Raw genomic sequence first — 23619 nt, forward strand, 5'->3', positions numbered from 1 at the left:
CGGGCTCAGCTCAGGCCGCGAGCACGACCAGCAGGGTGCGGGGACCGTGCACGCCCTCGACGCGTTGCAGCTCGATGTCGCTGGTCGCCGACGGTCCGCTGACCATGGTCAGCGGGCGCAGCGGGTCCAGCCGCCCGATGCCCTCCGGGACGCCGCCGACCACCTGGTCGGCGGTCACGACGCACACCAGGCAGTCGGGGAGCAGGGACAACGCCCGCCGCCCGCAGTCGGGGGAGCCGTCCAGCACCAGGGTGCCGGTCTCGGCGATGGCCACCGCCACGGCGGTGACCGACGCGGACCGGTCGGCCAGCTGCACCGGTGGGCGGTCGTCGTCGACGTCGCAGCCCTCCGGGCGCCAGTCCGCCGGCAGCCCGGGCGCCACGACGACGTCGGCGGCCGCCCAGCCGGCGCCGAGCCCCTGGTCCAGGGCGGCGCGCACGGTGGCCCCGACCTCGGCGGGCGCGCAGCGCAGCACGGTGGCCCGGTAGTCCTCGACCCGGTCGACCAGCAGGTCCAGCAACTCCGGTCCGGTCGCCGGGTGCTCGCCGGCCTGCCGGTAGTCCCGGACGACGTCGGGGACGGCGGCCCGGGTCGCGCCCAGCGCCGTCCGGATCCGGCCGAGCACCTCCTCGCGCGCACTCACTTCGCACTCCGGTGCTCGCGGGTCCACTGCTCGACGAACGTGCTGGTCGGCGGGGTGGGCAGGTCACGGCTGCGGGTCCAGCCGGAGATCGGTGGGGGTAGGGCGTTGGGCAGCGTGGGCCGCCCGCGGGAGAGCAGCCGGCCCAGCCGGGAGGCCCGCTGCGCGAGGTGCCACAGCCGCGGGTTCGACATGACCTTCGCCAGCGCCCGGAACGCGACCGCCTCTGCCGTGGTCTTCTCCTGCGCCTCCACGTGCTCGGCGCGCAGGTGCACCAGGATCGACGGGATGTCGATCGCCACCGGGCACACCTCGTAGCAGGCCCCGCAGAGCGAGGACGCGTAGGGCAGCGAGGCGTTGTCCTCCACCCCGGTCAGCAGCGGGGACAGGATCGCGCCGATCGGCCCCGGGTACACCGAGCCGTAGGCGTGGCCGCCGGCCCGCTCGTACACCGGGCAGACGTTCAGGCAGGCCGAGCAGCGGATGCAGTGCAGCGCCTCCCGGCCCACCTCGTCGGCGAGCACCGCGGTGCGCCCGTTGTCCAGCAGCACCAGGTGGAACTCCTGCGGGCCGTCGCCGGGGGTGACCCCGGCCCAGGTCGACGTGTAGGGGTTCATCCGCTCGCCGGTGGAGGACCGGGGCAGCAGCTGCAGGAAGACCTCCAGGTCCCGCCAGGTGGGCACCACCTTCTCGATCCCCATGACTGTGATCAGCGTCTCCGGGAGGGTCAGGCACATCCGGCCGTTGCCCTCGCTCTCGACGACGGTGAGCGTGCCGGTCTCGGCGACGCCGAAGTTCGCCCCGCTGATCGCCACCCGGGCGCGCAGGAACCGCTCGCGCAGGTGCTTGCGGGCCGCCATCGCCAGCTGGCGCGGCTCGTCGGTGAGCCCGGGGTCCACCCCGGGGATCGTGCGGGCGAAGATCTCCCGGATCTCGGCCCGGTTCTTGTGGATCGCCGGCACCAGGATGTGCGAGGGCTTGTCCTCGCCCAGCTGCACGATCAGCTCGGCGAGGTCGGTCTCGAACACCTCGATGCCCACGGCCTCCAGCGCCTCGTTGAGGGCGATCTCCTGGGTGGCCATCGACTTGACCTTGACCACCTCGCCGGTGCCGGTGGCCTGCACCAGCCGGGTGACGATCTCGTTGGCCTCGTTGGCGTCGCGCGCCCAGTGCACGGTGCCGCCGCGGGCGGTCACCTGCCGCTCGAGCTCCTCCAGGTGCTCGTCGAGGTGGGCCATGGTCGCGGCCTTCAGTGCCTTGCCGGCGGCGCGCAGCTGCTCCCAGTCGGCCACCTCGCCCACCACCTTGGCCCGCTTGTTGCGGATGGTGGTGGTGGCGTGGCCCAGGTTGGCGCGCAGCTGGCCGTCGCGCAGGGCGGTGCGGGCGGCGTCCGGGAACGACTGGTCGCCGCGCAGGTGCCCCACGCCGCGGGGGGCGGTGGGCAGGCCGAGGAACGTCGGCGCTTTGGGAGGGACGGTCGCGGTCACGCGGTCACCGCCGGGGTGGTGGGGCGGGAGACTGCCGGCTTGGTGCTCTGGTGCGGGGTCACGGCTTCCTCCGTCGAGGCGAGGATCTCGGCCAGGTGCACGGTGCGGGTGCCGGCCCGCAGCCGGGAGAGCCCGCCGCCGATGTGCATGAGGCAGGAGGCGTCCCCGGCGGTGCAGATCTCGGCGTGCGTGGACAGCACGTTGGCCATCTTGTCGGTGAGCATCGCGGTGGAGGTGTCGGCGTTCTTCACCGCGAACGTGCCGCCGAAGCCGCAGCACTGCTCGGCGCCGGGCAGCTCGGCCAGCTCCAGCCCGCGCACCTCGCGCAGCAGCCGCAGCGGCCGGTCACCGACCTTGAGCAGCCGCAGGGAGTGGCAGGTGGGGTGGTAGGTGACCCGGTGCGGGTAGTAGGCGCCGACGTCGGTCACGCCGAGCACGTCGACCAGGAACTGGGACAGCTCGTGGGTGCGCCCGGCCAGCTCCTCGGCGTCCCGGGCCAGCGTCTCGTCCCCGGCCCGGCGGGCGACGTCGGCCTGCTGGTGGTGGATCGAGGCGACGCAGGAACCGGACGGCGACACGATCGCCTCCGCGCCGGCGAACGCCCGCACGTGGTTGGCGACGATGGACACCGCCTCCCGCCGGTAACCGGTGTTGACGTGCATCTGGCCGCAGCAGGCCTGGGTGGGCGGCACCACCACCTCGTGCCCCAGCCGTTGCAGCAGCGACGCGGTGGCGTGTGCCACCGACGGCGTCATCGTGTCCACCAGACAGGTGGCGAAGAGCGCGACCTTCACTCTGAGACCTCCGCTCAGCTCGCGACGGTCCGGGAGCGCCGGACCATGCTGGACTCACGGACCACGAGCACGGGCTCGAAGACCGGTTGCTGGTGCTGGTGCTCGCCGTCCCCGGCCTCGTCGAGCAGGAGCTCGGCCGCCCGGCGGCCGAGCTCCTGCCGGGGCTTGCGGACCGAGGTGAGCGGCACGGCGGCCGCGGCGGCGAAGTCGATGTCGTCGTAGCCGACGATGGCGAACTCGTCGGGCACCCGGACCCCGTGCCGCACCATCTCCTGCAGCACGCCGAGCGCCATGAGGTCGTTCGCGCAGACCGCCGCGGTCGGCCGGCGTCCGGCGGGCATCCCGATGATCTGCGCGGCGGCCTCCCGCCCCCCGGCGACCGTGAGGGTGGCGGGGGACAGCACGAGGAGCGAGTCGTCGCTGCCGGTGCCGTCGCGGACGGCGGCCGCCACGCCGTCGTGCCGCTCCTGGACCTGCGGGAGCCCCGACGAGCCGCCGATGAAGGCGATCCGCCGATGCCCGCGCTCGAGCAGGTGGTCGGCGGCCAGCCGGCCACCCAGGACGTCGTCGACGGCGACGGCGCACTGGTCGGGCCCGGGCGCCCGGCGGTCGAGCAGGACCACCGGCGTGCCGCGGTCGCGCAGCGCCTGGAGGTTCGGCGAGAGCGCGGCGGTCGGCGTGATCAGCACGCCCTGCACCCGTTGCTCGGCGAGGACGTCGAGGTGCGCGGCCTCCTTGGCCGGGCGGTCGTCGGAGTTGCAGAGGATCACCGCGAGCCCGGCGGGGTTGGCGACGTCCTCCACCCCGCGCGCGACGTCGGTGAAGAACGGGTTGGCGATGTCCAGGACGACCAGGCCGATCGTGCGGCTGCGGCCGGCACGCAGGTGCCGGGCCGACTCGTTGCGGACGAAGCCGAGCTGGGCGATCGCGGCCTGCACCCGCTCCCGGGTCTGCGGGCTGACGACGTCGGGCCGGTTGAGGACGTTGCTGACGGTGCCCACCGAGACACCGGCCCGCACGGCGACGTCCCGGATGCTGGCGGTCAGCGCTGACCTCCTCGTTGGATGCGTGGAGCCACCGTAGCGGTGACTCACCGTGGCCGGTCTCTTGAAACGTGTCAACACCGTTCCGGGCCCGGGATCACGGCCCGAATCCGATATGGCGGTGACGGTTGACACATTCCTAGCAGCCTCTCTATGGTTTGCGCCACACCGGTCTGAAACGTTTCACATATCTACCCGACGAGGAGGTCACGTGGCCGACGGCACGCCGTCCGGAGCCCCAGCGCCCGTGGTGCTCGCGCTCCAGGACGTCTCCAAGTCCTTCGGCGCGGTCGCCGCGCTGCGCGGCGCGCAGCTGGAGCTGCGCGCCGGGGAGGCGCATGCCCTGGTCGGCGAGAACGGCGCCGGCAAGTCCACCCTGGTGAAGATCCTGGCCGGGGTGCACGGCCCGGACAGCGGCCGCGTGCTGCTCGACGGGCAGCCGCTCGTCCTCGACGGCCCGGCCGCCGCGCGGGCCGCCGGCATCGCGGTCATCTACCAGGAGCCGACGCTCTTCCCCGACCTGTCGGTCGCCGAGAACATCTTCATGGGCCGCCAGCCGCTGGCCGGCGGACGGCGGATCGACCGCAAGGCGCTGACCGAGCGGTGCCGCGCCCTGTTCGAGCGGCTCGGCGTGCACATGGACCCCGACCGCCCGGCCCGCGGTCTGTCGATCGCCGACCAGCAGATGGTCGAGATCGCCAAGGCGCTGTCCTTCGACGCCCGCGTGCTGGTGATGGACGAGCCCACCGCCGCCCTCTCGGGCGTGGAGGTCGAGCGGCTGTTCGTCGTGGCCCGGGCGCTGCGCGACCAGGGTGCCGCGGTGCTGTTCATCTCGCACCGCTTCGACGAGGTCTTCGACCTCTGCGACCGGATCACGGTGATGCGCGACGGGCAGTGGGTCTCCACCGACCTGGCCGCCGACCTCACCGTCGACCAGGTGGTGCGCCGGATGGTCGGCCGGGACGTCGCCGACCTCTTCCCGAAGCAGGAGGTCACCGCGGGGGACGTCGTCCTCGAGGTGCGCGGTCTGACCCGGCGCGGGGTCTTCAGCGACATCTCCTTCGACGTCCGGGCCGGCGAGATCGTCGCCCTGGCCGGGCTGGTCGGCGCCGGCCGCAGCGAGGTCATGCGCGCCGTCTTCGGCGTCGACCGCTACGACGCCGGCAGCGTCCGGGTGCACGGCCGTGAGCTCGCCGGGGGCAGCCCGTCGGCGGCGATGGCCGCCGGCATCGCCCTGGTGCCCGAGGACCGCCGTCAGCAGGGACTGGTCATGGAGCTCTCCGTCGAGCGCAACGCCACCCTCACCCGGCGCTGGAAGCTCGCCCGCGCGGGCCTGCTCTCCGCCCGCCGGGAGCGCGCGACGGCGGCGGAGTGGACCAAGAAGCTGCAGGTGAAGGCGGGCAAGCTGAGCGACCCGGTGTCCACCCTCTCGGGGGGGAACCAGCAGAAGGTCGTGCTGGCCAAGTGGCTGTCCACCGAGCCCACCGTGCTGGTCGTCGACGAGCCCACCCGCGGCATCGACGTCGGCACCAAGTCCGAGGTGCACCGGCTGCTGTCCCAGCTCGCCGCCGACGGCCTGGCCATCGTGATGATCTCCAGCGAGCTCCCGGAGGTGCTCGGCATGGCCGACCGGGTCCTGGTGATGCACGAGGGGCGCCTGGTCGACGACATCCCGCGCGCCCGGGCCGACGAGGACGGCGTGATGCTCGCCGCCACCGGCCAGACGGCCCGCGCCGCGCAGCTGGGGGTCGCGTCGTGACGACGACCCAGCAGACCCCGACGGGTGCGGCCCCGGCCGCCGCGGAGGCCCGGTCCCGCCGCGGCACCGCCCTGGCCCACCGGCTGTTCGTCGTCCGCGAGCTGGGCATCCTGGCCGCGCTGGCCGTGCTGATCGGCGTCACGCTGATCGCCAACCCGCGGTTCCTGTCCGGGCAGAACCTCCGCGACCTGATGCTCTCCGCGGCGATCCTGGTCGTGCTGGCCGCCGGCCAGACGATGGTGATCATCACCCGCAACGTCGACCTGTCGGTCGGTTCGATCCTCGGCCTGTCGGCCTACGCGACGGGCACGCTGCTGGTCGACCGGCCCGGCACGCCGGTGCTCGTCGCGCTCCTCGCCGGGACGGCGGTGGGCGCGGTGTGCGGCCTGGTCAACGGCGCGGTGGTCGCCGTCGCCAAGGTGCCCTCCCTGGTGGTCACCCTCGGCATGCTCTACGCCATCCGCGGCCTGGACTCGCTGTGGGCCAGCAGCAGCGACCGGCTGCAGGTCAACGCCGCGGACCTGCCCAGCGGCTTCAAGTCCTTCGGCGGCGCCCGCGTGCTGGGCGTCCCCGTGCTGTTCCTCATCGCGGTGGCCGTCGTCCTGGTGATCGGCTGGTATCTGCGCTCGTACCGCAGCGGCCGGGAGCTCTACGGCATCGGCTCGGCGCCGGAGGCCGCGCGGCTGTCCGGCATACCGGTGGGACGGCGGGTGCTGATGGCGTTCGTCGTCAACGGCGCACTCGCCGGGCTGGCCGGCGTCCTCTACGCGGCGCGGTTCCAGACGCTGGACACGACCGCGGGCACCGGGCTGGAGCTCAACGTGGTCGCGGCCGCCGTCGTCGGCGGGGTCGCCATCGCGGGCGGCACCGGCAGCGCGTGGGGCGCGGCGCTGGGCGCCCTGCTGCTCACCACGATCGGCACCGCCCTGCCCCAGCTGGGGCTGAACCCGTTCTGGCGGGACGCCGCCGTCGGCGCGCTGATCATCGCCGCCATCGTGCTCGACCGGACGCTCACGCTGCGCCTGGCCGCCCGCCTCCGAGGGAGGAACCTCCGTGGCAGTTGACACCGCCCCCGCCCCGAGCGCCCCGGCCCGCGCCGGCGGACGCCGGCTCACCCTGCCCTCGGGCAGCGTGATCAGCACCTTCCTGGTGCTGTTCCTGGTGATCGCCTCGTTCAGCGTCGAGAACTTCGCCTCCAGCCGGAACGCCGGCTTCCTGCTGCTCGACGTCGTGGTCATCGCGCTCATCGCGCTGCCGCTGACGCTGATCGTGGTCACCGGCGAGATCGACCTCTCGGTGGCCAGCGTGGTCGGCCTGTGCAGCGCGGTGATGGGCAGGCTGTGGTTCGCCGGGCTGCCGCTGGAGCTGATCATCCCGCTGTGCCTGCTGCTGGGCGCGGTGCTCGGGGCGGTCAACGGGCTCCTGGTGACCAAGGTGGGGCTGCCGTCGCTGGCGGTGACCATCGGCAGCCTCGCCCTCTACCGGGGGCTGGCGTTCGTCGTCCTCGGCGACCAGGCCGTCGCCGACTTCCCGCGGGCGTGGACCACCTGGGCGATCGGCTCGATCGGCGGCACCGGCATCCCCAACGCCGTCCTGCCGCTGCTGGTCCTCATCGCGGTCACCGCGGTGCTCCTGCACGCGACCCCGATCGGCCGCTCGCTGTACGCCATGGGCAACAGCGAGGACGCCGCCCGGTTCAGCGGCATCGACGTCGCCCGCACCAAGCTCTGGCTGTTCGTCGCGGCCGGCGTGGTCAGCGCGCTGGGCGGGGTGTTCTGGACGCTGCGCTACGGCAGCGCCCGGGCGGACAACGCCGCCGGCCTGGAGCTGCAGGTGATCGCCGCGATCCTGCTCGGCGGCGTGTCGATCTTCGGCGGCAGCGGCGGGCTGCTCGGGGTGCTTGCCGGCGCGCTGCTGCTGGCCTCGGTGCGCAACGCCCTGCAGCTGGTGAACGTGCCCTCCGACGTCCTGAACATCGTCACCGGCGTGCTCCTCATCGTCGCCGTCGTCGCGCCCCAGGTCACCGCCTGGGCCCGGACGAGGGCGGCGCGACAACGACCACCGGGCTGAGGCCGAGCCCTCCCCGGATCCACCGACCTCCGGCAGCGACGTCGCGCCGGCGCACAGAGAGGGAACCAATGACCAGCTTCCTGACCGCCCGGCGTCTGCTCACCGGGACCGCGATCGCGGCCCTGGTGGTCACCACCGCCGCCTGCGGGGGCACCACCCGCGGGGAGGAGGAGACGGCGGCCGACGCGGGCGCCGGCGCCTCGGCCAACCCGGACGCCGACATCCCCTCGGGCCTGGCCATCGCCTTCCTGCCCAAGCAGCTGAACAACCCCTACTTCGCCGTCGCCGACGCGGGCGGTGAGCGCGCCGTGCAGGAGATCGACGGTGAGTTCAGCGAGGTCGGCCCGACCGAGGCCAGCGCCTCCTCGCAGGTGAGCTACATCAACACGCTCACCCAGCAGGGCGCCGACGTCATCGTCACCTCGGCCAACGACCCCAACGCCATCTGCTCGGCGCTGGACCAGGCGCGGGCCGGCGGGGCGAACGTCGTCACCTTCGACTCCGACACCTCGCCGGAGTGCCGGGACCTGTTCATCAACCAGGCCACCCCCCAGGGCATCGCGGAGGCCCAGATCGACCTGATGTCCGAGCAGATCGGCGGCTCGGGCCAGGTCGCGATCCTCTCGGCGACGGCGAACGCCACGAACCAGAACGCCTGGATCGAGCTCATGAAGAGCTACGCCGCGGAGGCCCACCCCGGCCTGGAGATCGTCACGACCGTCTACGGCGACGACGAGGACGAGAAGTCGTTCCAGGAGACCCAGGGTCTGCTGCAGACCTACCCCGACCTCAAGGGCATCATCTCGCCCACCACCGTCGGCATCTCCGCGGCGGCCCGGTACCTGTCCGGCTCCGAGTACAAGGGCCGGGTCGCGCTGACCGGCCTGGGCACGCCGAACCAGATGCGTGAGTTCGTCAAGGACGGCACGGTCACCGCGTTCGCGCTGTGGAACCCGGAGGACCTGGGCTACCTGGCCGCCTACGCCGGTGCCGCGCTGGCCGCCGGGCAGATCACCGGCGCCGAGGGCGAGACCTTCGAGGCCGGCGAGCTGGGCGAGTACACGGTCGGCGCCGACGGCGAGGTCGTCCTCGGCGACCCGACGGTCTTCAACGCCGACAACATCGACGACTTCGACTTCTGAGTCGTCCCCGCTGCCGCCGGCCGTGCGCCGGCCGGCGGCAGCGGGACCCGCACCAACCCGAGCTGAGGAACCCCCCGTGCCTCGTGTCTGCTTCACCCTCCAGGTCCGCCCGGACCGGCTCGCCGAGTACCGCGAGCGCCACGCCGCCGTCTGGCCGGAGATGCTGCGCGCCCTGCGCGACGCCGGCTGGCGCGACTACCAGCTCTTCCTGCGCGAGGACGGCCTGCTCGTGGGGATCGTCGAGACCGACGACTCCGCGGGTGGACTCGCCGCGGCGCAGGCCGCCGTGGACGCCACCGAGGTGAGCGCCCGCTGGGAGGCCGAGATGGCCCCCTTCTTCGAGACCGGGGACGGCCGCGGCAAGTCCTCCCTCGACCTCGTCTTCGACCTCGACGCCCAGCTGCGGGCGGCCGGGGAGCCCCCCGCAACGAACGGAGAGACGCCGTGACCGACCAGCGCACCCGCGCCCTCGACGCCCTGGCCCAGCAGACGATCGAGCTGCCCTCCTGGGCGTTCGGCAACTCCGGCACCCGGTTCAAGGTGTTCGGCCAGCCGGGGGTGGCCCGCGACCCGTTCGAGAAGCTCGAGGACGCCGCTCAGGTGCACCGCTACACCGGGGTGGCCCCCCGGGTCTCGCTGCACATCCCGTGGGACCTGGTCGACGACTTCGGCAAGCTCGCCGCGCACGCCACCGACCTCGGCGTCCAGATCGGTGCGATCAACTCCAACCTGTTCCAGGACGACGACTACCGGCTCGGCTCGCTGACCCATCCCGACCCGGCGGTGCGGCAGAAGGCGATCGACCACCACGCCCGGTGCGTCGAGGTCATGCGGGCCACCGGCTCCACCGACCTGAAGCTGTGGCTACCGGACGGCACCAACTACGCCGGCCAGGACGACCTGCGCGCCCGCCAGGACCGGCTCGCCGACTCCCTGCGGCAGGTGTACGCCCTGCTCGACCCGGAGCACCGGCTGCTGGTCGAGTACAAGTTCTACGAGCCGTACTTCTACGCGATGGACATCCCCGACTGGGGCACCTCGCTGGTGCACTGCCTGGCCCTCGGCGAGCAGGCGCAGGTCGTGCTGGACACCGGCCACCACGCGCCGGGCACGAACATCGAGTTCATCGTGATGCAGCTGCTGCGGGTCGGCCGGCTCGGCGCGTTCGACTTCAACTCCCGCTACTACGGCGACGACGACCTCATCGTCGGCTCGGCCGACCCGTTCCAGCTGTTCCGGATCATGAACGAGATCGTCGAGGCGGACGCGCTGCGCCCGGAGTCGCAGGTCAACTTCATGCTCGACCAGTGCCACAACATCGAGCCGAAGATCCCCGGCCAGATCCGCTCGGTGATGAACGTGCAGGAGGCCACCGCGAAGGCGCTGCTGGTCGACCGGGAGGCGCTGCACGCCGCGCAGCAGTCCGGGGACGTGCTCGCCGCGCACGGCGCGCTGACCGACGCGTTCAGCACCGACGTCCGCCCGCTGCTGGCCGAGCTGCGCGAGAGCAAGGGCCTGGACGCCGACCCGTACGCCGCCTACGCCCGCTCCGGCCATCAGGAGCGGATCGCCCGCGAGCGCGTCGGCGGCCAGCAGGCCGGCTGGGGCGCCTGACGCCGTCCCCCGGGCTTGAGCCCGATCAAGCCCCTGGGCTTGAGCCCGATAAAGCCCCTCGATCCAACCCGAAGGACTGATCGACCGTGACCAACTCCGTGGTCAGTGACCTGCTCGGCCGCTCGAACCGGCTGGGCGCCGATCCGCGCAATACCAACTACGCCGGCGGCAACACCTCCGCCCAGGGCAGCGAGACCGACCCGGTGACCGGCCAGCCGGTCGAGCTGCTGTGGGTCAAGGGCTCCGGCGGTGACCTGGGCACGCTGGAGGAGGGCGGCCTGGCGGTGCTCCGGCTGGACCGGCTCCGCTCGCTGGTCGACGTCTACCCGGGTGTGGACCGCGAGGACGAGATGGTCGCCGCCTTCGACTACTGCCTGCACGGCCGCGGCGGGGCCGCGCCGAGCATCGACACCGCGATGCACGGCCTGGTGACCGCCGCGCACGTCGACCACCTCCACCCGGACTCCGGCATCGCGCTGGCCACCGCGGCCGAGGGGGAGGCGCTGACCCGCGAGTGCTTCGGCGACCGGGTCGTGTGGGTGCCGTGGCGCCGTCCCGGCTTCCAGCTGGGCCTGGACATCGCCGCGATCGCCGAGAAGAACCCGCAGGCCATCGGCTGCATCCTCGGCGGGCACGGGATCACCGCGTGGGGGGACAGCAGCGAGCAGTGCGAGGCCAACAGCCTGGAGATCATCCGGACGGCGGAGCGCTTCCTCGCCGAGCGCGGCCGTGCCGAGCCGTTCGGGCCGGTGCTGACCGGCTACAAGGCGCTGCCTCGAGACCAGCGGCGGGCGAAGGCGGCCGCGCTGGCCCCGGTGGTCCGCGGGCTGGCGTCCACGGACAAGCCGCAGGTCGGGCACTTCACCGACACCGACGTCGTCCTGGACTTCCTGGCCGCCACCGAGCACCCCCGGCTGGCCGCGCTGGGCACCTCCTGCCCCGACCACTTCCTGCGGACCAAGGTGCGCCCGCTGGTGGTCGACCTGCCGGCCACCGCCCCGGTGGAGGACGTCGTCGCGCGGCTGAAGGAGCTGCACGAGGCCTACCGGGCCGAGTACGCCGCCTACTACGCCCGGCACGCCACCCCGGACAGCCCGCCGATGCGCGGCGCGGACCCGGCGATCGTGCTGGTCCCCGGCGTGGGCATGTTCAGCTTCGGCGCCAACAAGCAGACCGCCCGGGTCGCCGGTGAGTTCTACGTCGACGCGATCAACGTGATGCGCGGCGCGGAGGCCGTCTCCACCTACGCGCCGATCGACGAGAGCGAGAAGTTCCGGATCGAGTACTGGGCGCTGGAGGAGGCCAAGCTCGCCCGGATGCCGAGGCCCAAGCCGCTGGCCACCCGGGTCGCGCTGGTCACCGGCGCGGCGAGCGGGATCGGCAAGGCGATCGCGCTGCGGCTGGCCGCCGAGGGCGCGTGCGTCGTGATCGCCGACCTGGACCTGGCCAAGGCCACCGAGGCGGCCGCCGAGATCGGCGGCACCGACGTCGCGGTGGGGGTGGCCGCCGACGTGTCCGACGGCGCGGCGGTGGCCGCGGCGTTCCGCGAGGCGGTGCTGGCCTTCGGCGGGATCGACCTGGTGGTCAACAACGCCGGGCTGTCGATCTCCAAGCCGCTGCTGGAGACCACCGAGCGGGACTGGGACCTGCAGCACGACGTGATGGCCAAGGGCAGCTTCCTGGTCTCCCGGGAGGCGGCCCGGATCATGATCGAGCAGGGGATGGGCGGCGACGTCGTCTACATCTCCAGCAAGAACGCGGTGTTCGCCGGCCCGAGCAACATCGCCTACTCCTCGACCAAGGCCGACCAGGCGCACCAGGTGCGGCTGCTGGCCGCAGAGCTCGGCGAGCACCAGATCCGGGTCAACGGCATCAACCCCGACGGCGTCGTGCGCGGTTCGGGCATCTTTGCCGGGGGCTGGGGCGCCCAGCGGGCGGCGGTCTACGGGGTGGCGGAGGAGGACCTGGGCAAGTTCTACGCCCAGCGGACCCTGCTCAAGCGCGAGGTGCTGCCCGAGCACGTGGCCGACGCCGTCTTCGCCCTCACCGGCGGCGAGCTGTCCCGCACGACCGGGCTGCACGTCCCGGTCGACTCGGGCGTCGCCGCCGCCTTCCTCCGCTGACGGGGGCAGAAGTGGCCACTTCTGCCCCTCAGGGGGGCGAGCGGACCTTCGCGGCCGTCGACCTGGGCGCCTCCAGCGGCCGGGTGATGGCCGCGCGGGTCGGCCCGGAGCGGCTGGAGCTGCACGAGGCGCACCGGTTCCCGAACCGGCCGGTGCGCACCGCGGGCACGCTGCACTGGGACGTCCTCGGGCTGTACGGCGGCGTGCTGGACGGCCTGCGGGCCGCCGGGCGGGACGCCGGCCGGCTGGACGGCGTGGGCATCGACAGCTGGGCGGTCGACTACGGACTGCTGGACGCCGACGGCGCGCTGCTGGGCAATCCGGTCCACTACCGCGACACCCGGCACGAGACCGCGGTGCCGGCGGTGCACGCCGCCATCGGCCCCGACCAGCTGTACCGGGTCAACGGGCTGCAGCACCTGCCGTTCAACACCGTCTTCCAGCTGGCCGCGGCCCGCGGCACCGCGCAGCTCGGGGTAGCGCGGCAGCTGCTGCTGATCCCGGACCTGCTGGCGCACTGGCTCACCGGCGCGGTCCGGGCCGAGGTCACCAACGCCTCGACCACCGGGCTGCTGGACGCCGGCAGCCGGCAGTGGGCCGGGGAGCTCATCGACCGGCTCGGCCTGCCGCGGGCGCTCTTCCCGCCGCTGTGCCAGCCGGGGGACCGGATCGGGGCGCTCACCACCGAGGTGCTCGCCGAGACCGGGCTGGCCGGGCCGGTGCCGGTGACCGCGGTCGGCTCGCACGACACCGCCTCCGCCGTCGTCGGCGTGCCGGCGGCCACCGACCGGTTCGCCTACGTCTCCTGCGGCACCTGGTCGCTGGTCGGGGTGGAGCTGGAGAAGCCGGTGCTCACCGAGGAGAGCCGGGCCGCCGGGTTCACCAACGAGCTGGGCGTGGACGGGACGGTCCGGTACCTGCGCAACGTCATGGGCCTGTGGCTGCTGCAGGAGTCGCAGCGCACCTGGGCGGCCCACGGGCTGCCCGCCGACCTGCCCGACCTGCTCGCCGCCGCGGCGCAGGTGCCGGCGTTCACCGCGCTGGTCGACCCCGACGACGCCCGGTTCCTGCCGCCGGGCGACATGCCGGCCCGGATCGCCCAGGCCTGCGCCGAGACCGGGCGGACCATGCCTTCGAGCCAGGCGGAGACGGTGCGCTGCATCCTCGACAGCCTGGCGCTGGCCTACCGGCGCACCGTCCGGCGCGCCGCCGAGCTGTCCGGCCGCGACGTGGAGGTGGTGCACGTGGTCGGCGGGGGAGCGCGCAACACGCTGCTGTGCCAGCTCACCGCCGACGCCTGCGGGCTGCCGGTCCTCGCCGGGCCCGTCGAGGCGGCGGCGCTGGGCAACGCGCTGGTCCAGGCCCGCGCGGGCGGGGTGCTGTCCGGCGGGCTCGCCGAGATGCGGGCGCTGCTGCGCGCCACCCAGGACGTGCGTCTGCACCTGCCGACGCCCGGCGCGGAGGCCGGCTGGCGGGCCGCGGGGGAACGGGTGGGCCTGGCCGGCTGAACCGGCGCGGCGCGGCCGGTGGTCGGCCCCCGGTTGCGGGCCGGCAACGCCGGACGCTGCAGCGCGGAGGACCGCGGAGTCGGAGCTTCAGTCGACGGCGGTGGCTTCGATCTCGACCATCATCTCGGGGAAGGCGAGGCGGGTCACCCCCACGAGCGTGCTTGTCGGGGCCACGCCGGCTGCTTGGAAGCGCTTGGCCAGGTCACTCCAGGCCGCCATCATGGCGTCGACGTCGGTGGTGAACACGTTGATGCGCACGACGTTGCTCAGCGTCATGCCGCCTGCCCTGAGCACGGTCTCGATGTTGTCCAGTGACAACGACACCTGCCCGGGGAGGTCACCAGCACGCTGCGTCATGCCGTCGGCTGCTGCCGCGCCCTGCCCGGAGAGGACCAGTACCCGGCTCGCGCCCTCCACCAGTTCGGCCTGGTTGAACCCGTAGCCGAGCGACCACGACCACGGGTTCACGGGTGTCCGTGTAGCGCTCATCCCGACTCCTGATCTCGGCTGTCGGTCGACGGTGCCGACGTGGGAGTCCATGGTGGATCCGACGGAGTGGACGGGCGGGGCGTGTCCCCTGCGGCGATCGACACGGCGAGGGAGCCGACGCTCCGTGCCCTGCGGGCTTCGGCTGGTGAGCAGGACGCCGAGAGCCTGCCTCTGCCGCCGGGCTCACATGGCGACGAGCTGGATCAGGTTGCCGCAGGTGTCGTCGAGGACGGCGACGGTCACCGGGCCCATCACCACCGGGTCCTGCGTGAACGTGACGCCCAGGCCGGTGAGCCGTGCGTGCTCGGCGTGCACGTCGTCCACGGCGAAGGCGGTGTACGGGATGCCGTCGGCCACCAGGGCCTCCTTGAACGGCTTGGCGGCCGGGTGCGCGTCGGGCTCGAGCACGAGCTCCACGCCGTCCGGTGCCTGCGGGGAGACGACGGTGATCCAGCGGTGCTCGCCCATCGGGACGTCGTTCTTGGGCAGGAAGCCCAGCACGTCGGTGTAGAACCGCAGCGCCTTCTCCTGGTCGTCGACGAGGACGCTGGTCATGGCGATCTTCACGGGGGTCCCTCCGGGGGGTCGGTGGTGGGCCAGCGTTCGGTGATGGCCCGCAACGGCGCGGTGTCCAGGTGCAGGAACGTGTAGCGGCCCTCCCGTCGCCGGCTGACCAGCCCGGCGTCCTCGAGGACGTCGAGGTGCTGGGAGACGGCCTGGCGCGTGGAGCCCACGCCGTGGCGCATCACCAGCCGGCTGCAGAGCTCGAACAACGTCTGGCCGTCCCGTTCCTGCAGCTCGTCGAGGATCGTGCGCCGGGTCGGGTCGGCGAGGGCCTTGAACACGTCGCCCACGGGGCAAGCATGGGCAAGTGCTCACTTGCCTGTCAAGGTGGGCCCGTGTCTCCACAGCCCCCGCACAGGTCCTCCCGAGCTGCCGGAGTGGTTCCGGAGTGCATGCTCCGAGCCGATCCGCACGCGGCACCGATGGGGGAGACGTGACAGACCACCTGCAGCCCGGAACCAGGTACGAGGGGCGCCCGCTGCCCAGACCGGCGGAGGAGGTCGTCGACCAGGGGCTCGGCTTCGACCTCGGCACCCTGCTCAGCCGCCGGAGGCTGCTGGGCGTCCTCGGCCTCGGGGTGGCCGGTGTCGGCCTGGCCGCCTGCGGCTCCGGGTCCAGCGGCAGCGGTGCGTCGGCAAGCGCGTCGTCGGCGTCCACCGCCTCGGGTGAGATCCCCGACGAGACGGCCGGGCCCTATCCGGGCGACGGCTCCAACGGGCCGGACGTGCTCGAGCAGAGCGGCATCGTGCGCAGCGACATCCGGTCCAGCTTCGGCGACGCGAGCGGCACCGCCGAGGGCGTTCCGATGACCCTCGAGCTGACCGTGACCGACCTGGTCGCCGGCGCACCCTTCGAGGGCGTCGCGGTCTACGTCTGGCACTGCGACCGCGACGGTGGCTACTCGCTGTACTCCGACGGGATCACCGGGGAGAACTACCTGCGCGGCGTGCAGCTCGCCGACGCTGCCGGCACGGTCCGCTTCACCAGCATCTTCCCGGCCTGCTACACCGGGCGCTGGCCGCACGTCCACTTCGAGGTGTACCCCGACGAGGCCTCCATCACCGACTCGACCAGCGCCATCGCGACGTCGCAGGTCGCGCTGCCCCAGGACGCGTGCGAGGCGGTCTACGCGACCGCGGGGTACGAGGTCTCGGTCGCCACCCTCGCCCAGGTTGGCCTCGACAGTGACAACGTCTTCGGGGACGACGGCGGTGCCCTGCAGCTCGGCACCGTCACCGGCAGCGTGAGCAGCGGGTACGCCGTCTCGCTGGCCGTCGGCGTGGACACCTCGACCGCCCCCACCGGGGGTCAGCTCTCCGGCGACGGCGCCCCCTCCGGTGCCCCGGGCGGCGAGGGCAGCGGCGGCGCGCCGCCGTCCGGCGGACCGGGTGGCACCCCGCCGAGCGGTGCGCCCGAAGGATCCCCGCCCACCGGCGGGCCGACGCCCTGACCGGGCGCGCCGGGTCCGTCCGTAGGGTCGGCGGCATGACCTCACCGGCGCCGCGCGGCCGCCACGAACGACTGGTCGGCCTGCTGGTGCTGGGGATCGCCGTCGTGCTGCTGGTCTCCAGCGTCACCTGGTTCGGCAGCGACCGGACCGTCGTCGGCATCGGCCAGCTGGCCCTCGGGCTGGTGCTGGCCGGGGCCGGCGCCTTCCTGGTGCGGCGGGCGCGGGCGCGCTGACCCGTCGGCTGGCGCCCGCGCGGGACCGGCGGCAGGCTGATCTGCACCACGTCGACGGGCGGGCCGGCGGGCCCGCCGGGGAGGAGGCGCCGTGCAGCTCAGCAGGGACGAGCTGGTGCGGGTGCTGCACACCGAGGGCGACAACGAGACGGCGGACGCCGTGGCCGCGCAGCTGCCCGAGCAGATCGACACCGATCGGGACGGCGACGCCCTCGCCGCGGTCGGCCTGGACCGCACGCAGCTGATGGCCAAGCTGGCCGGAGGCTCGTTCGGGACCACGCTGAGCCCGTGAGCCGCCCTGGGCGGGCCCGGGACCCGGGCCCGCCCAGGTGCGTTCGTCAGGCCCGCGCGGGCCGGCGGCCCAGAGCGATCGCCTGGTCGAGGAACTCCAGCAGCACGTCGGGGTCGGCGTCCGCGGCGTCGTGCAGCTCAAGGGAGCGGACGGTGCGCCCGGTGCCGACCAGCCGGCGCTCCGGATCGGGCAGCAGGACGCCCCGCTCGAAGACCAGCTGCACGTGCCCGGCGAGCGGGAAGAGCGCGCAGACGAAGCCGGCGTGGGGATGCGCGTAGTTGATGCTGTGCCACCCGCGGCGGACCCGTTCCCGCAGCTTGGGGTGGCCGTCGAGGAGCACCGCGCGGGCCCGGCGGGTGAGCGCGGCGACCTCGTCGGTGTGCTCGGCCAGTAGGGCCTCGACGTCGTCCGGGACGGTCACCCGCGGATCATCGCGTTCCCCACCGACAGAACGGAGGCTCATCCCGGCCAGGGCCGCTCGCGCGCCAGCTCCTCGCGGGCCACCGAGCGGATGTGCACCGCGTCGGGGCCGTCGACGATCCGCAGCGTGCGGGCGCTGGCGTAGAACCGGGCGAGCACCGTGTCGCCGCTGACACCGGCACCCCCGTGCAGCTGGATGGCGCGGTCGATGACGTCGCAGGCCACCTGCGGGGCGGCCACCTTGATCGCCGCGATCTCGGTGCGGGCTCCCTTGGCCCCGTGCCGGTCGATGAGGTCCGCGGTCTGCAGCACGTACAGCCGGGCCTGGTCGATCTCGATGCGCGAGCGCGCGATCGACTCCCGCACGGTGCCCTGCTCGGCCAGCGGCCGGCCGAACGCGACCCGCGACCTGGCCCGCTCGACCATCAGCGCGAGCGCCCGCTCGGCCATGCCGATCGCGCGCATGCAGTGGTGGATCCGGCCGGGGCCGAGCCGGGCCTGGGCGATCATGAAGCCGTCGCCCTCACCGGCCAGCAGGTTCGTCGCCGGCACCCGGACGTCGGTGAACCGCAGCTCCGAGTGACCGTGCTGGTCCTGGTAACCGAACACCGGCAGGTGCCGGACGATCTCCAGCCCCGGGGTGTCCCGGGGCACCAGCACCATCGACTGCTGCCGGTGCGCGGGGCCGTCGGGGTCGGTCTTCCCCATGACGATGAAGACCTGGCAGCGTTCGTCGGCGGCGCCCGTCGTCCACCACTTCCGCCCGTTGACCACGTACTCGTCGCCGTCCCGGACGATCGAGGTCTGGATGTTGCGGGCGTCGGAGCTGGCGACGTCGGGCTCGGTCATCGCGAACCCCGAGCGGATCTCCCCCTCCAGCAGCGGGTCCAGCCAGCGCGCCTTCTGCTCCGGCGTCCCGAAGAGCATCAGCGTCTCCATGTTGCCGGTGTCCGGGGCGCCGCAGTTGATCACCTCGGGGGCGATCACCGGCGACCAGCCGGTGATCTCGGCAACGCTGGCGTACTCGAGGTTGGTCAGCCCGCCGAGCTCGTGGTGGAACAGGTTCCACAGCCCCCGCCGGCGGGCCTCGGCCTTGAGCTCCTCCAGGACCGGGGGGTGGGCGTGGTCGTCGTGGCCGCGCGCGGCACGCCACTGCTCGTAGACGGGCTCCGCGGGGAGCACCCGCTCCCGCATGAAGTCCCACATCCGGCCAGTGACGTCCTCGGCCTCGGCGGAGAGGGTGAAGTCCATGGCCGGACCGTATCCGGGGCGAGCGGCCCCCACCGCGGACGGGGGCGGACGCACCACCGCCCCGGACACGGGGTGGCCGGGGCGGTGAGGTGGGTGCGGGAGTGCAACTCCCGCGGACATCAACGGTGGGTGCGGTGCAGCACGCCCCGCCCTCGCTCGACCGGTGTGTCGCGCACCGGGCCGAAGGCGATGGCCGCGCCGACGACGGCCGTCACCAGGTGCAGGATGTTGTCCGCCCAGTTCAGGTTCAGGAAGTCCCAGTCCTGACCGACGGCGAACAGCCCGTAGACGAACGCGGCGCCGTAGCCCGCCAGCAGCACCAGGCCGTAGGTGCGGGCACCGCGCAGCGTGCGGGAGAGGGCGATGCCGACGACGCCGATCAGGAGGTGCACGACGTTGTGCATCGGGTTGATCATGAACCCGAGCAGCGTCTCGCCGTGCGACATCGTCGGACCGGTGTGGTTGCCGAAGAAGTCGGCGAAGCCGGTGATGAAGAAGCCGACGACGCCGATCAGCGCGTAGACGACGCCGAGGGCGAGGGCGACCTGCTGGGGCCAGGTCATCCCCCGGCGGCCGGTGCCGGGGGCATCTGCAGTGGACATGGGTGGTCCTCCGTGTGTGGCAGCACCGCCGGGTCTCGGCGGCTCACAGCCACTCCCAGCTTCCGGCCAGTGGGAGGAACCCAGCACCCGATCGGCGACGTCGTTCCCGGATCGTGACCTCAGGCGGGACGGCGGGTCGGCACCGGCCGGCGGACGACGAACGGGCCGATCGCGAGCAGGTCCACCGGGGCCGAGCCGAAGCACTCCAGCGCGTCCCGCGGGTCGTCGACCATCGGCCGGCCGGCGGTGTTCAGGCTGGTGTTCACCACCACCGGCAGCCCGGTGCGCCGCTCGAACGCCGCGATCATGCGGTGCACCAGCGGCTCGGTCTCCGGGTCGATCGTCTGGATCCGCGCCGTCCCGTCGACGTGGGTGACCGTGGGGATGCGGTCCTTCCACTCCGGCGCCACGTCGTGCACGAACAGCATGTAGGGCGAGGGGATCGGGCCGCGGCTGAAGATCTCCGGCGCCTTCTCCAGCAGCACCATCGGCGCCACCGGCCGGAACTGCTCGCGGCCCTTCACGTCGTTCATCCGCTCGAGGTTGGCCTCGTAGCCGGGGTGGGCGAGCAGGGAGCGGTGGCCCAGCGCGCGCGGCCCGTACTCGCTGCGGCCCTGGAACCAGGCGACGATGCCGTTGTCGGCCAGCACCTCGGCGACGGCCTCGGCGACGTCGTCCGGTCGCTCGTAGTCGATCGCGGCGGTCTGCAGCCACCGCTCGATCTCCTCGTCGCTCCAGCCCCGGCCGAGCGCGGCGCCGGGCATCGGCTCGGTGCGCTCACCGAGCTCGGCGGCCACGTGCAGCGCGCTGCCCAGCGCCGTTCCGGCGTCCCCGGCGGCGGGCTGCACCCAGACCTGCTCGAACGGGCTCTCCGCGAGGATCCGGGTGTTCGCCACGCAGTTCAGCGCCGTCCCGCCGGCGAGGGTCAGGACCTCGTCGCCGGTCTGATCGTGCACCCAGCGGGCCAGGTCGACCAGTACCTCCTCCAGCCGCTGCTGGACGCTGGCGGCCAGGTCGGCGTGGTCCTCGGTCCAGGCCTCGTCCTTGCCCAGCCGCGGGGCGAACTCGGTGAAGTCGATCCGCTCGGTGACGAAACCGCCGTCCCCCGTCGCCCGGATCAGCTCGGACAGCTCGCCGAGGAAGCGCGGCTTCCCGTAGGAGGCCATCGCCATGACCTTGAACTCGTCGGAGCTGCGCAGGAAGCCCAGGTGGTCGGTGAGCTCCTCGTACATCAGGCCGAGCGAGTGCGGCAGCGCCTGGCCGGCGAGCACCTCCAGCCGGCCGTCGACGTAGCGGCCGGCGAGGTGGCTGTGCGCCTCCCCGCGGCCGTCGAGCACGAGCACCGAGTTGTCCCGCTGCGGAGCGGCCAGCCCGGCGGAGGCCGCGTGCGCCACGTGGTGCTTGACGAACCGGACCTTGGCCGGGTCGAGCCCGGGCAGCGCGTGGGCCAGGAAGTCCGGGGCCATCTCGGCGTACTTCTTGCGCATCACGTCGCCGTCGTCGAACAGGCCGGACTCCTCCGGCGTCCCCATGAGGGCGGGGTCGAAGGAGTACGCGACCGCGTCCAGCTCCTCCGGACGGATGCCCGCCGTCTTCAGGCACCACGCGGCGGACAGCTCCGGCAGCTCCCAGGCACTCCACGGCAGCGGGCGCTTGCCGTGCTTGCGCCGGCTGAACCGCTCCTCCTCGGCCGCGGCGACGACCTTGCCGTCGATGACCAGGGCGGCCGCCGGGTCGTGGTAGATGGCGTTGATGCCCAGGACCTTCACGCGCGCGCTCCTCCCGGCCGGGCTCCGTTGCGGCCCGGTCCGGTTTCATGATCACGGGAGTCGGCGCATCCCGCAGGTCGAGCGGCCGGTGCCCGGGGTCAGGACCGCTGCCGCACCGCGGCGTGGACGACGTCCGACGCGACCTCGCGCAGCCGCGTGCCGGACGCCCGGGAGGTCTCCAGCAGCAGGTGCAGCGCCGTCTCCTCGTCCACGCCGTGCCGGGCCATCAGCACCCCCTTGGCGGTGCTGATCACGTCCCGGTCCCGGAGGGCGGCCCGCAACCGCGCGCCCGGCTCGTCGGCGTCCTCCCGGAGCCGCGCGGTGGCCAGGGCGGTCGCGGCGTGCGCGAGCAGGCGCAGCCACTGCTCGTCCCGGTCGTCGAAGGCACCTGGTTCCCCGGCGTACACCGTCAGCGACCCCAGGCCCGCCCCGCCGTCGTCCAGCGGGACGCTGAGCGCGGCGCCGATCCCCAGGTCCGCGGCCGCCGCAGCCCAGCTCGGCCAGCGCCGGTCGGACCGGACGTCGGGCACCCGGACGACCTCCCCGTCGCGCCAGGCGCTCTGGCACGGACCCTCGTCCAGCCGGTACTGCAGTTCGTCGGCGGCGGTGACCAGCGGGGTGGTGGCGGCGCACGTGGCCCTGCCGCCCGTGGCCTGCAGCAGGCTGATCCCGGCGCCGGCGGCGGCCGGGATGCCGCCCTGCGCGAGGCCGGTGACCACCCGGAAGGCGAGGTCGGCGTCCGGCCCGGGCGGAGGCGTCCCGGCGGGGTGCTCGTCCCGGGACCCCGACCGGATCGACCGGACCTCGGCGACCTCGGCGGGCTGGTCGGCGGCCACCGGACCGGCCCGCACTCAGGCCGGGGTGCCGGCCGGGGCCGGACGGCTGCCGGTCCGGCGCCGGCGGTAGGCCTTGGCCCGGCAGGCCTCGGAGTCGTACACCCGGCGCCGCCCGCTGTCGGCGGGCTGGCAGAAGGCCCGCTCGCACACGGGGCAGATGCTGGTCATCGTCCGGGACAGCGGCTCCGGCCCGGGATCCGGCGTCCGGTGCGCGGCCGCCACCACACCCAGCAGCGCGGACAGCGGGCCACCGCTGCCCGGCACGTCGCCCAGGCTGCGCGAGTACGGCGCGCGTGGCGGCGCGAGCTCGTCCAGGCGCTCGTTGACCGCGTGCGCGACCAGGTCCCGCTCCTCCGCCGGCAGCCGGGTCAGGCCGAGCAGGTAGGCGCCCACCTCTCCCTCACCGGCGATGCCGCCGAGGGCCAGGTACCGGGTCCACAGCTGGCCGGGGGACAGGCCGCTGCGCTCGAACGCCGCGCGGGTGGCGGCGCACTGCACCTCCGCCGAGGGCACGCAGCCCGACGTCGGGTCGCTCGTCGGGTCCATGGCAACTCCCCGAGCCGTACCGGTCGTCCGGTCGACGTCCGCCGCGGTCTCGGCGGTGTCCTCAGTGTGCCGCGAGCGGTCGCCCATGAGGAGGAGGGGAGCCCTCCCCTGGCCGTTCCCGGTGGGCTGGGTGCATCCTGTGCTCAGCCCCAGAGGTGGGGAGCCGGGCGACACCGGGAGAGCCCGTGACCATCGCACCGTCACGTATCGTCAGTCAGCCCAGTCCTGCGCACGTGGCGGAGAAGGGGTCGCGGCTGCTCCCCCTGCTGCGGACCACCGATCACAAGGTGATCGGGCTGATGTACACGTTCACGGCGTTCATCTGGTTCTTCCTCGGCGGACTGATGGCGCTGCTGATGCGCGGCGAGCTGGCCCGCCCGGAGCTGCAGTTCCTCTCCCCCGAGCAGTACAACCAGCTGGTCACGATGCACGGCACGATCATGCTGCTGTTCTTCGCGACGCCGTTGTTCTTCGCGTTCGCCAACCTGGTCATGCCGCTGCACATCGGATCTCCCGACGTCGCCTTCCCGCGGCTGAACGCCTTCTCCTTCTGGCTGTTCTTCTTCGGGTCGTCGCTCGCGGTGTCGGGGTTCCTCACCCCGGGCGGCGCGGCCGACTTCGGCTGGTACGCCTACACCCCGCTGTCCACCGGCGCGCACAGCCCCGGCTCCGGCGGTGACCTGTGGATCGCCGGCCTGGCGGTCAGTGGCCTGGGCACGATCCTGGGCGCGGTCAACTTCATCGCCACCATCGTCTGCCTGCGGGCCCCGGGCATGACGATGTTCCGGATGTCGATCTTCACCTGGGGCACCCTGACCACCAGCCTGCTGGTCCTCTTCGCCTTCCCGATCCTGACCGCGGCGCTGTTCGCGCTGCTGGCCGACCGGCACCTGGGCGCGCAGGTGTACACCGCCGCGAACGGCGGGCCGATGCTGTGGCAGCACCTGTTCTGGTTCTTCGGGCACCCCGAGGTCTACATCATCGCGC

At 73.4% G+C, this 23619-nt stretch carries 25 protein-coding genes; 12 read left to right on the top strand and 13 right to left on the bottom strand.

The genetic code is table 11. From position 1 onward, the window contains the following. Positions 1–10: 10 nt before the first annotated feature. From HK417_RS20995 to HK417_RS21010, 4 genes are read right to left on the bottom strand one after another with little or no spacing between them, the layout of a single operon-like run. On the bottom strand, positions 11–643 hold the full coding sequence (locus HK417_RS20995; protein WP_222271087.1) for a LutC/YkgG family protein: 633 nt from the start codon (positions 641–643) through the stop codon (positions 11–13). Beyond that, positions 640–2127 (bottom strand): LutB/LldF family L-lactate oxidation iron-sulfur protein, encoded by a 1488-nt coding sequence (locus tag HK417_RS21000; protein WP_222271089.1) that lies wholly within the window; start codon positions 2125–2127, stop codon positions 640–642. Before HK417_RS21000 ends, HK417_RS20995 begins: the two co-directional genes overlap by 4 nt. Next, positions 2124–2921, bottom strand: a complete 798-nt coding sequence (locus HK417_RS21005) for a (Fe-S)-binding protein (protein WP_222271091.1) — start codon at positions 2919–2921, stop codon at positions 2124–2126. Before HK417_RS21005 ends, HK417_RS21000 begins: the two co-directional genes overlap by 4 nt. A gap of 14 nt (positions 2922–2935) precedes the next feature. Next, positions 2936–4015, bottom strand: a complete 1080-nt coding sequence (locus tag HK417_RS21010; RefSeq protein ID WP_308123743.1) for a LacI family DNA-binding transcriptional regulator — start codon at positions 4013–4015, stop codon at positions 2936–2938. A 160-nt stretch (positions 4016–4175) separates the two neighbouring features. Here HK417_RS21010 and HK417_RS21015 point away from each other — a divergent pair, with 160 nt between their 5' ends. From HK417_RS21015 to HK417_RS21050, 8 genes are all read left to right on the top strand, one after another. Beyond that, positions 4176–5723, top strand: coding sequence for a sugar ABC transporter ATP-binding protein (locus HK417_RS21015; protein WP_222271094.1), 1548 nt, complete (start codon positions 4176–4178; stop codon positions 5721–5723). After that, on the top strand, positions 5720–6787 hold the full coding sequence (locus tag HK417_RS21020) for an ABC transporter permease (protein ID WP_222271097.1): 1068 nt from the start codon (positions 5720–5722) through the stop codon (positions 6785–6787). Before HK417_RS21015 ends, HK417_RS21020 begins: the two co-directional genes overlap by 4 nt. After that, positions 6777–7793, top strand: a complete 1017-nt coding sequence (locus tag HK417_RS21025) for an ABC transporter permease (RefSeq protein ID WP_222271099.1) — start codon at positions 6777–6779, stop codon at positions 7791–7793. Before HK417_RS21020 ends, HK417_RS21025 begins: the two co-directional genes overlap by 11 nt. Positions 7794–7861: 68 nt before the next feature. Beyond that, positions 7862–8935: a rhamnose ABC transporter substrate-binding protein gene (rhaS, locus tag HK417_RS21030; RefSeq protein ID WP_222271102.1), complete on the top strand. Its 1074-nt coding sequence runs from the start codon at positions 7862–7864 to the stop codon at positions 8933–8935. Between the two features lie 76 nt (positions 8936–9011). Beyond that, positions 9012–9383 (top strand): L-rhamnose mutarotase, encoded by a 372-nt coding sequence (locus HK417_RS21035; protein ID WP_222271104.1) that lies wholly within the window; start codon positions 9012–9014, stop codon positions 9381–9383. Further along, positions 9380–10549, top strand: a complete 1170-nt coding sequence (rhaI, locus tag HK417_RS21040; protein ID WP_222271106.1) for an L-rhamnose isomerase — start codon at positions 9380–9382, stop codon at positions 10547–10549. The genes HK417_RS21035 and rhaI overlap by 4 nt, the downstream gene beginning before the upstream one ends. An 86-nt stretch (positions 10550–10635) precedes the next feature. After that, the gene (locus HK417_RS21045; protein WP_222271116.1) at positions 10636–12672 is read left to right on the top strand and encodes a bifunctional aldolase/short-chain dehydrogenase; all 2037 of its coding nucleotides are present in this window, start codon (positions 10636–10638) and stop codon (positions 12670–12672) included. Positions 12673–12683: 11 nt separating this feature from the next. After that, complete coding sequence (locus HK417_RS21050; RefSeq protein WP_308123744.1) at positions 12684–14180, top strand: rhamnulokinase; 1497 nt, start codon at positions 12684–12686, stop codon at positions 14178–14180. An 87-nt stretch (positions 14181–14267) separates the two neighbouring features. Here HK417_RS21050 and HK417_RS21055 read toward each other — a convergent pair whose 3' ends face one another. The 3 genes from HK417_RS21055 to HK417_RS21065 all read right to left on the bottom strand — a co-directional run bounded on the left by HK417_RS21055 (position 14268) and on the right by HK417_RS21065 (position 15523). After that, positions 14268–14669, bottom strand: coding sequence for a RidA family protein (locus HK417_RS21055; protein ID WP_222271125.1), 402 nt, complete (start codon positions 14667–14669; stop codon positions 14268–14270). Between the two features lie 183 nt (positions 14670–14852). Next, positions 14853–15236, bottom strand: coding sequence for a VOC family protein (locus HK417_RS21060; RefSeq protein WP_222271128.1), 384 nt, complete (start codon positions 15234–15236; stop codon positions 14853–14855). After that, positions 15233–15523, bottom strand: a complete 291-nt coding sequence (locus HK417_RS21065; protein ID WP_222271138.1) for an ArsR/SmtB family transcription factor — start codon at positions 15521–15523, stop codon at positions 15233–15235. The genes HK417_RS21060 and HK417_RS21065 overlap by 4 nt, the downstream gene beginning before the upstream one ends. A 143-nt stretch (positions 15524–15666) precedes the next feature. Here HK417_RS21065 and HK417_RS21070 point away from each other — a divergent pair, with 143 nt between their 5' ends. The 3 genes from HK417_RS21070 (at position 15667) to HK417_RS21080 (ending at position 17208) form a co-directional block, all read left to right on the top strand. Continuing rightward, a complete protein-coding gene (locus tag HK417_RS21070) occupies positions 15667–16683 on the top strand; it encodes an intradiol ring-cleavage dioxygenase (RefSeq protein ID WP_222271140.1) in 1017 nt (338 codons plus the stop codon). Positions 16684–16718: 35 nt separating this feature from the next. Beyond that, positions 16719–16916, top strand: a complete 198-nt coding sequence (locus HK417_RS21075) for a hypothetical protein (RefSeq protein ID WP_222271142.1) — start codon at positions 16719–16721, stop codon at positions 16914–16916. 91 nt (positions 16917–17007) lie between these two features. Continuing rightward, positions 17008–17208, top strand: a complete 201-nt coding sequence (locus HK417_RS21080) for a hypothetical protein (RefSeq protein ID WP_222271144.1) — start codon at positions 17008–17010, stop codon at positions 17206–17208. 46 nt (positions 17209–17254) lie between these two features. On the opposite strand, the gene HK417_RS21085 is transcribed toward HK417_RS21080, so the two are convergent. The 6 genes from HK417_RS21085 to HK417_RS21110 form a co-directional block, all read right to left on the bottom strand. Continuing rightward, a complete protein-coding gene (locus tag HK417_RS21085) occupies positions 17255–17629 on the bottom strand; it encodes a DUF1801 domain-containing protein (RefSeq protein ID WP_222271153.1) in 375 nt (124 codons plus the stop codon). Between the two features lie 38 nt (positions 17630–17667). Then, positions 17668–18879, bottom strand: coding sequence for an acyl-CoA dehydrogenase family protein (locus HK417_RS21090; RefSeq protein ID WP_222271155.1), 1212 nt, complete (start codon positions 18877–18879; stop codon positions 17668–17670). Between the two features lie 119 nt (positions 18880–18998). Beyond that, positions 18999–19481 (bottom strand): DUF4383 domain-containing protein, encoded by a 483-nt coding sequence (locus tag HK417_RS21095; RefSeq protein WP_222271157.1) that lies wholly within the window; start codon positions 19479–19481, stop codon positions 18999–19001. 119 nt (positions 19482–19600) lie between these two features. Next, positions 19601–21250 (bottom strand): carbamoyltransferase family protein, encoded by a 1650-nt coding sequence (locus HK417_RS21100; protein ID WP_222271166.1) that lies wholly within the window; start codon positions 21248–21250, stop codon positions 19601–19603. Between the two features lie 98 nt (positions 21251–21348). After that, positions 21349–22101, bottom strand: a complete 753-nt coding sequence (locus HK417_RS21105) for a GAF and ANTAR domain-containing protein (RefSeq protein WP_222271168.1) — start codon at positions 22099–22101, stop codon at positions 21349–21351. Further along, entirely contained in the window at positions 22102–22632 is a 531-nt protein-coding gene (locus HK417_RS21110) for a hypothetical protein (protein WP_222271178.1), read from the bottom strand. It lies immediately after the preceding gene. Positions 22633–22865: 233 nt separating this feature from the next. Between HK417_RS21110 and HK417_RS21115 the strand changes: the two genes are divergently transcribed. After that, the coding region (locus HK417_RS21115) for a cytochrome c oxidase subunit I (RefSeq protein ID WP_439957937.1) at positions 22866–23619 on the top strand (754 nt) is incomplete at its 3' end.

This window comes from Modestobacter marinus, assembly GCF_019799945.1.
Taxonomy (GTDB): Bacteria; Actinomycetota; Actinomycetes; order Mycobacteriales; family Geodermatophilaceae; genus Modestobacter; species Modestobacter marinus_B.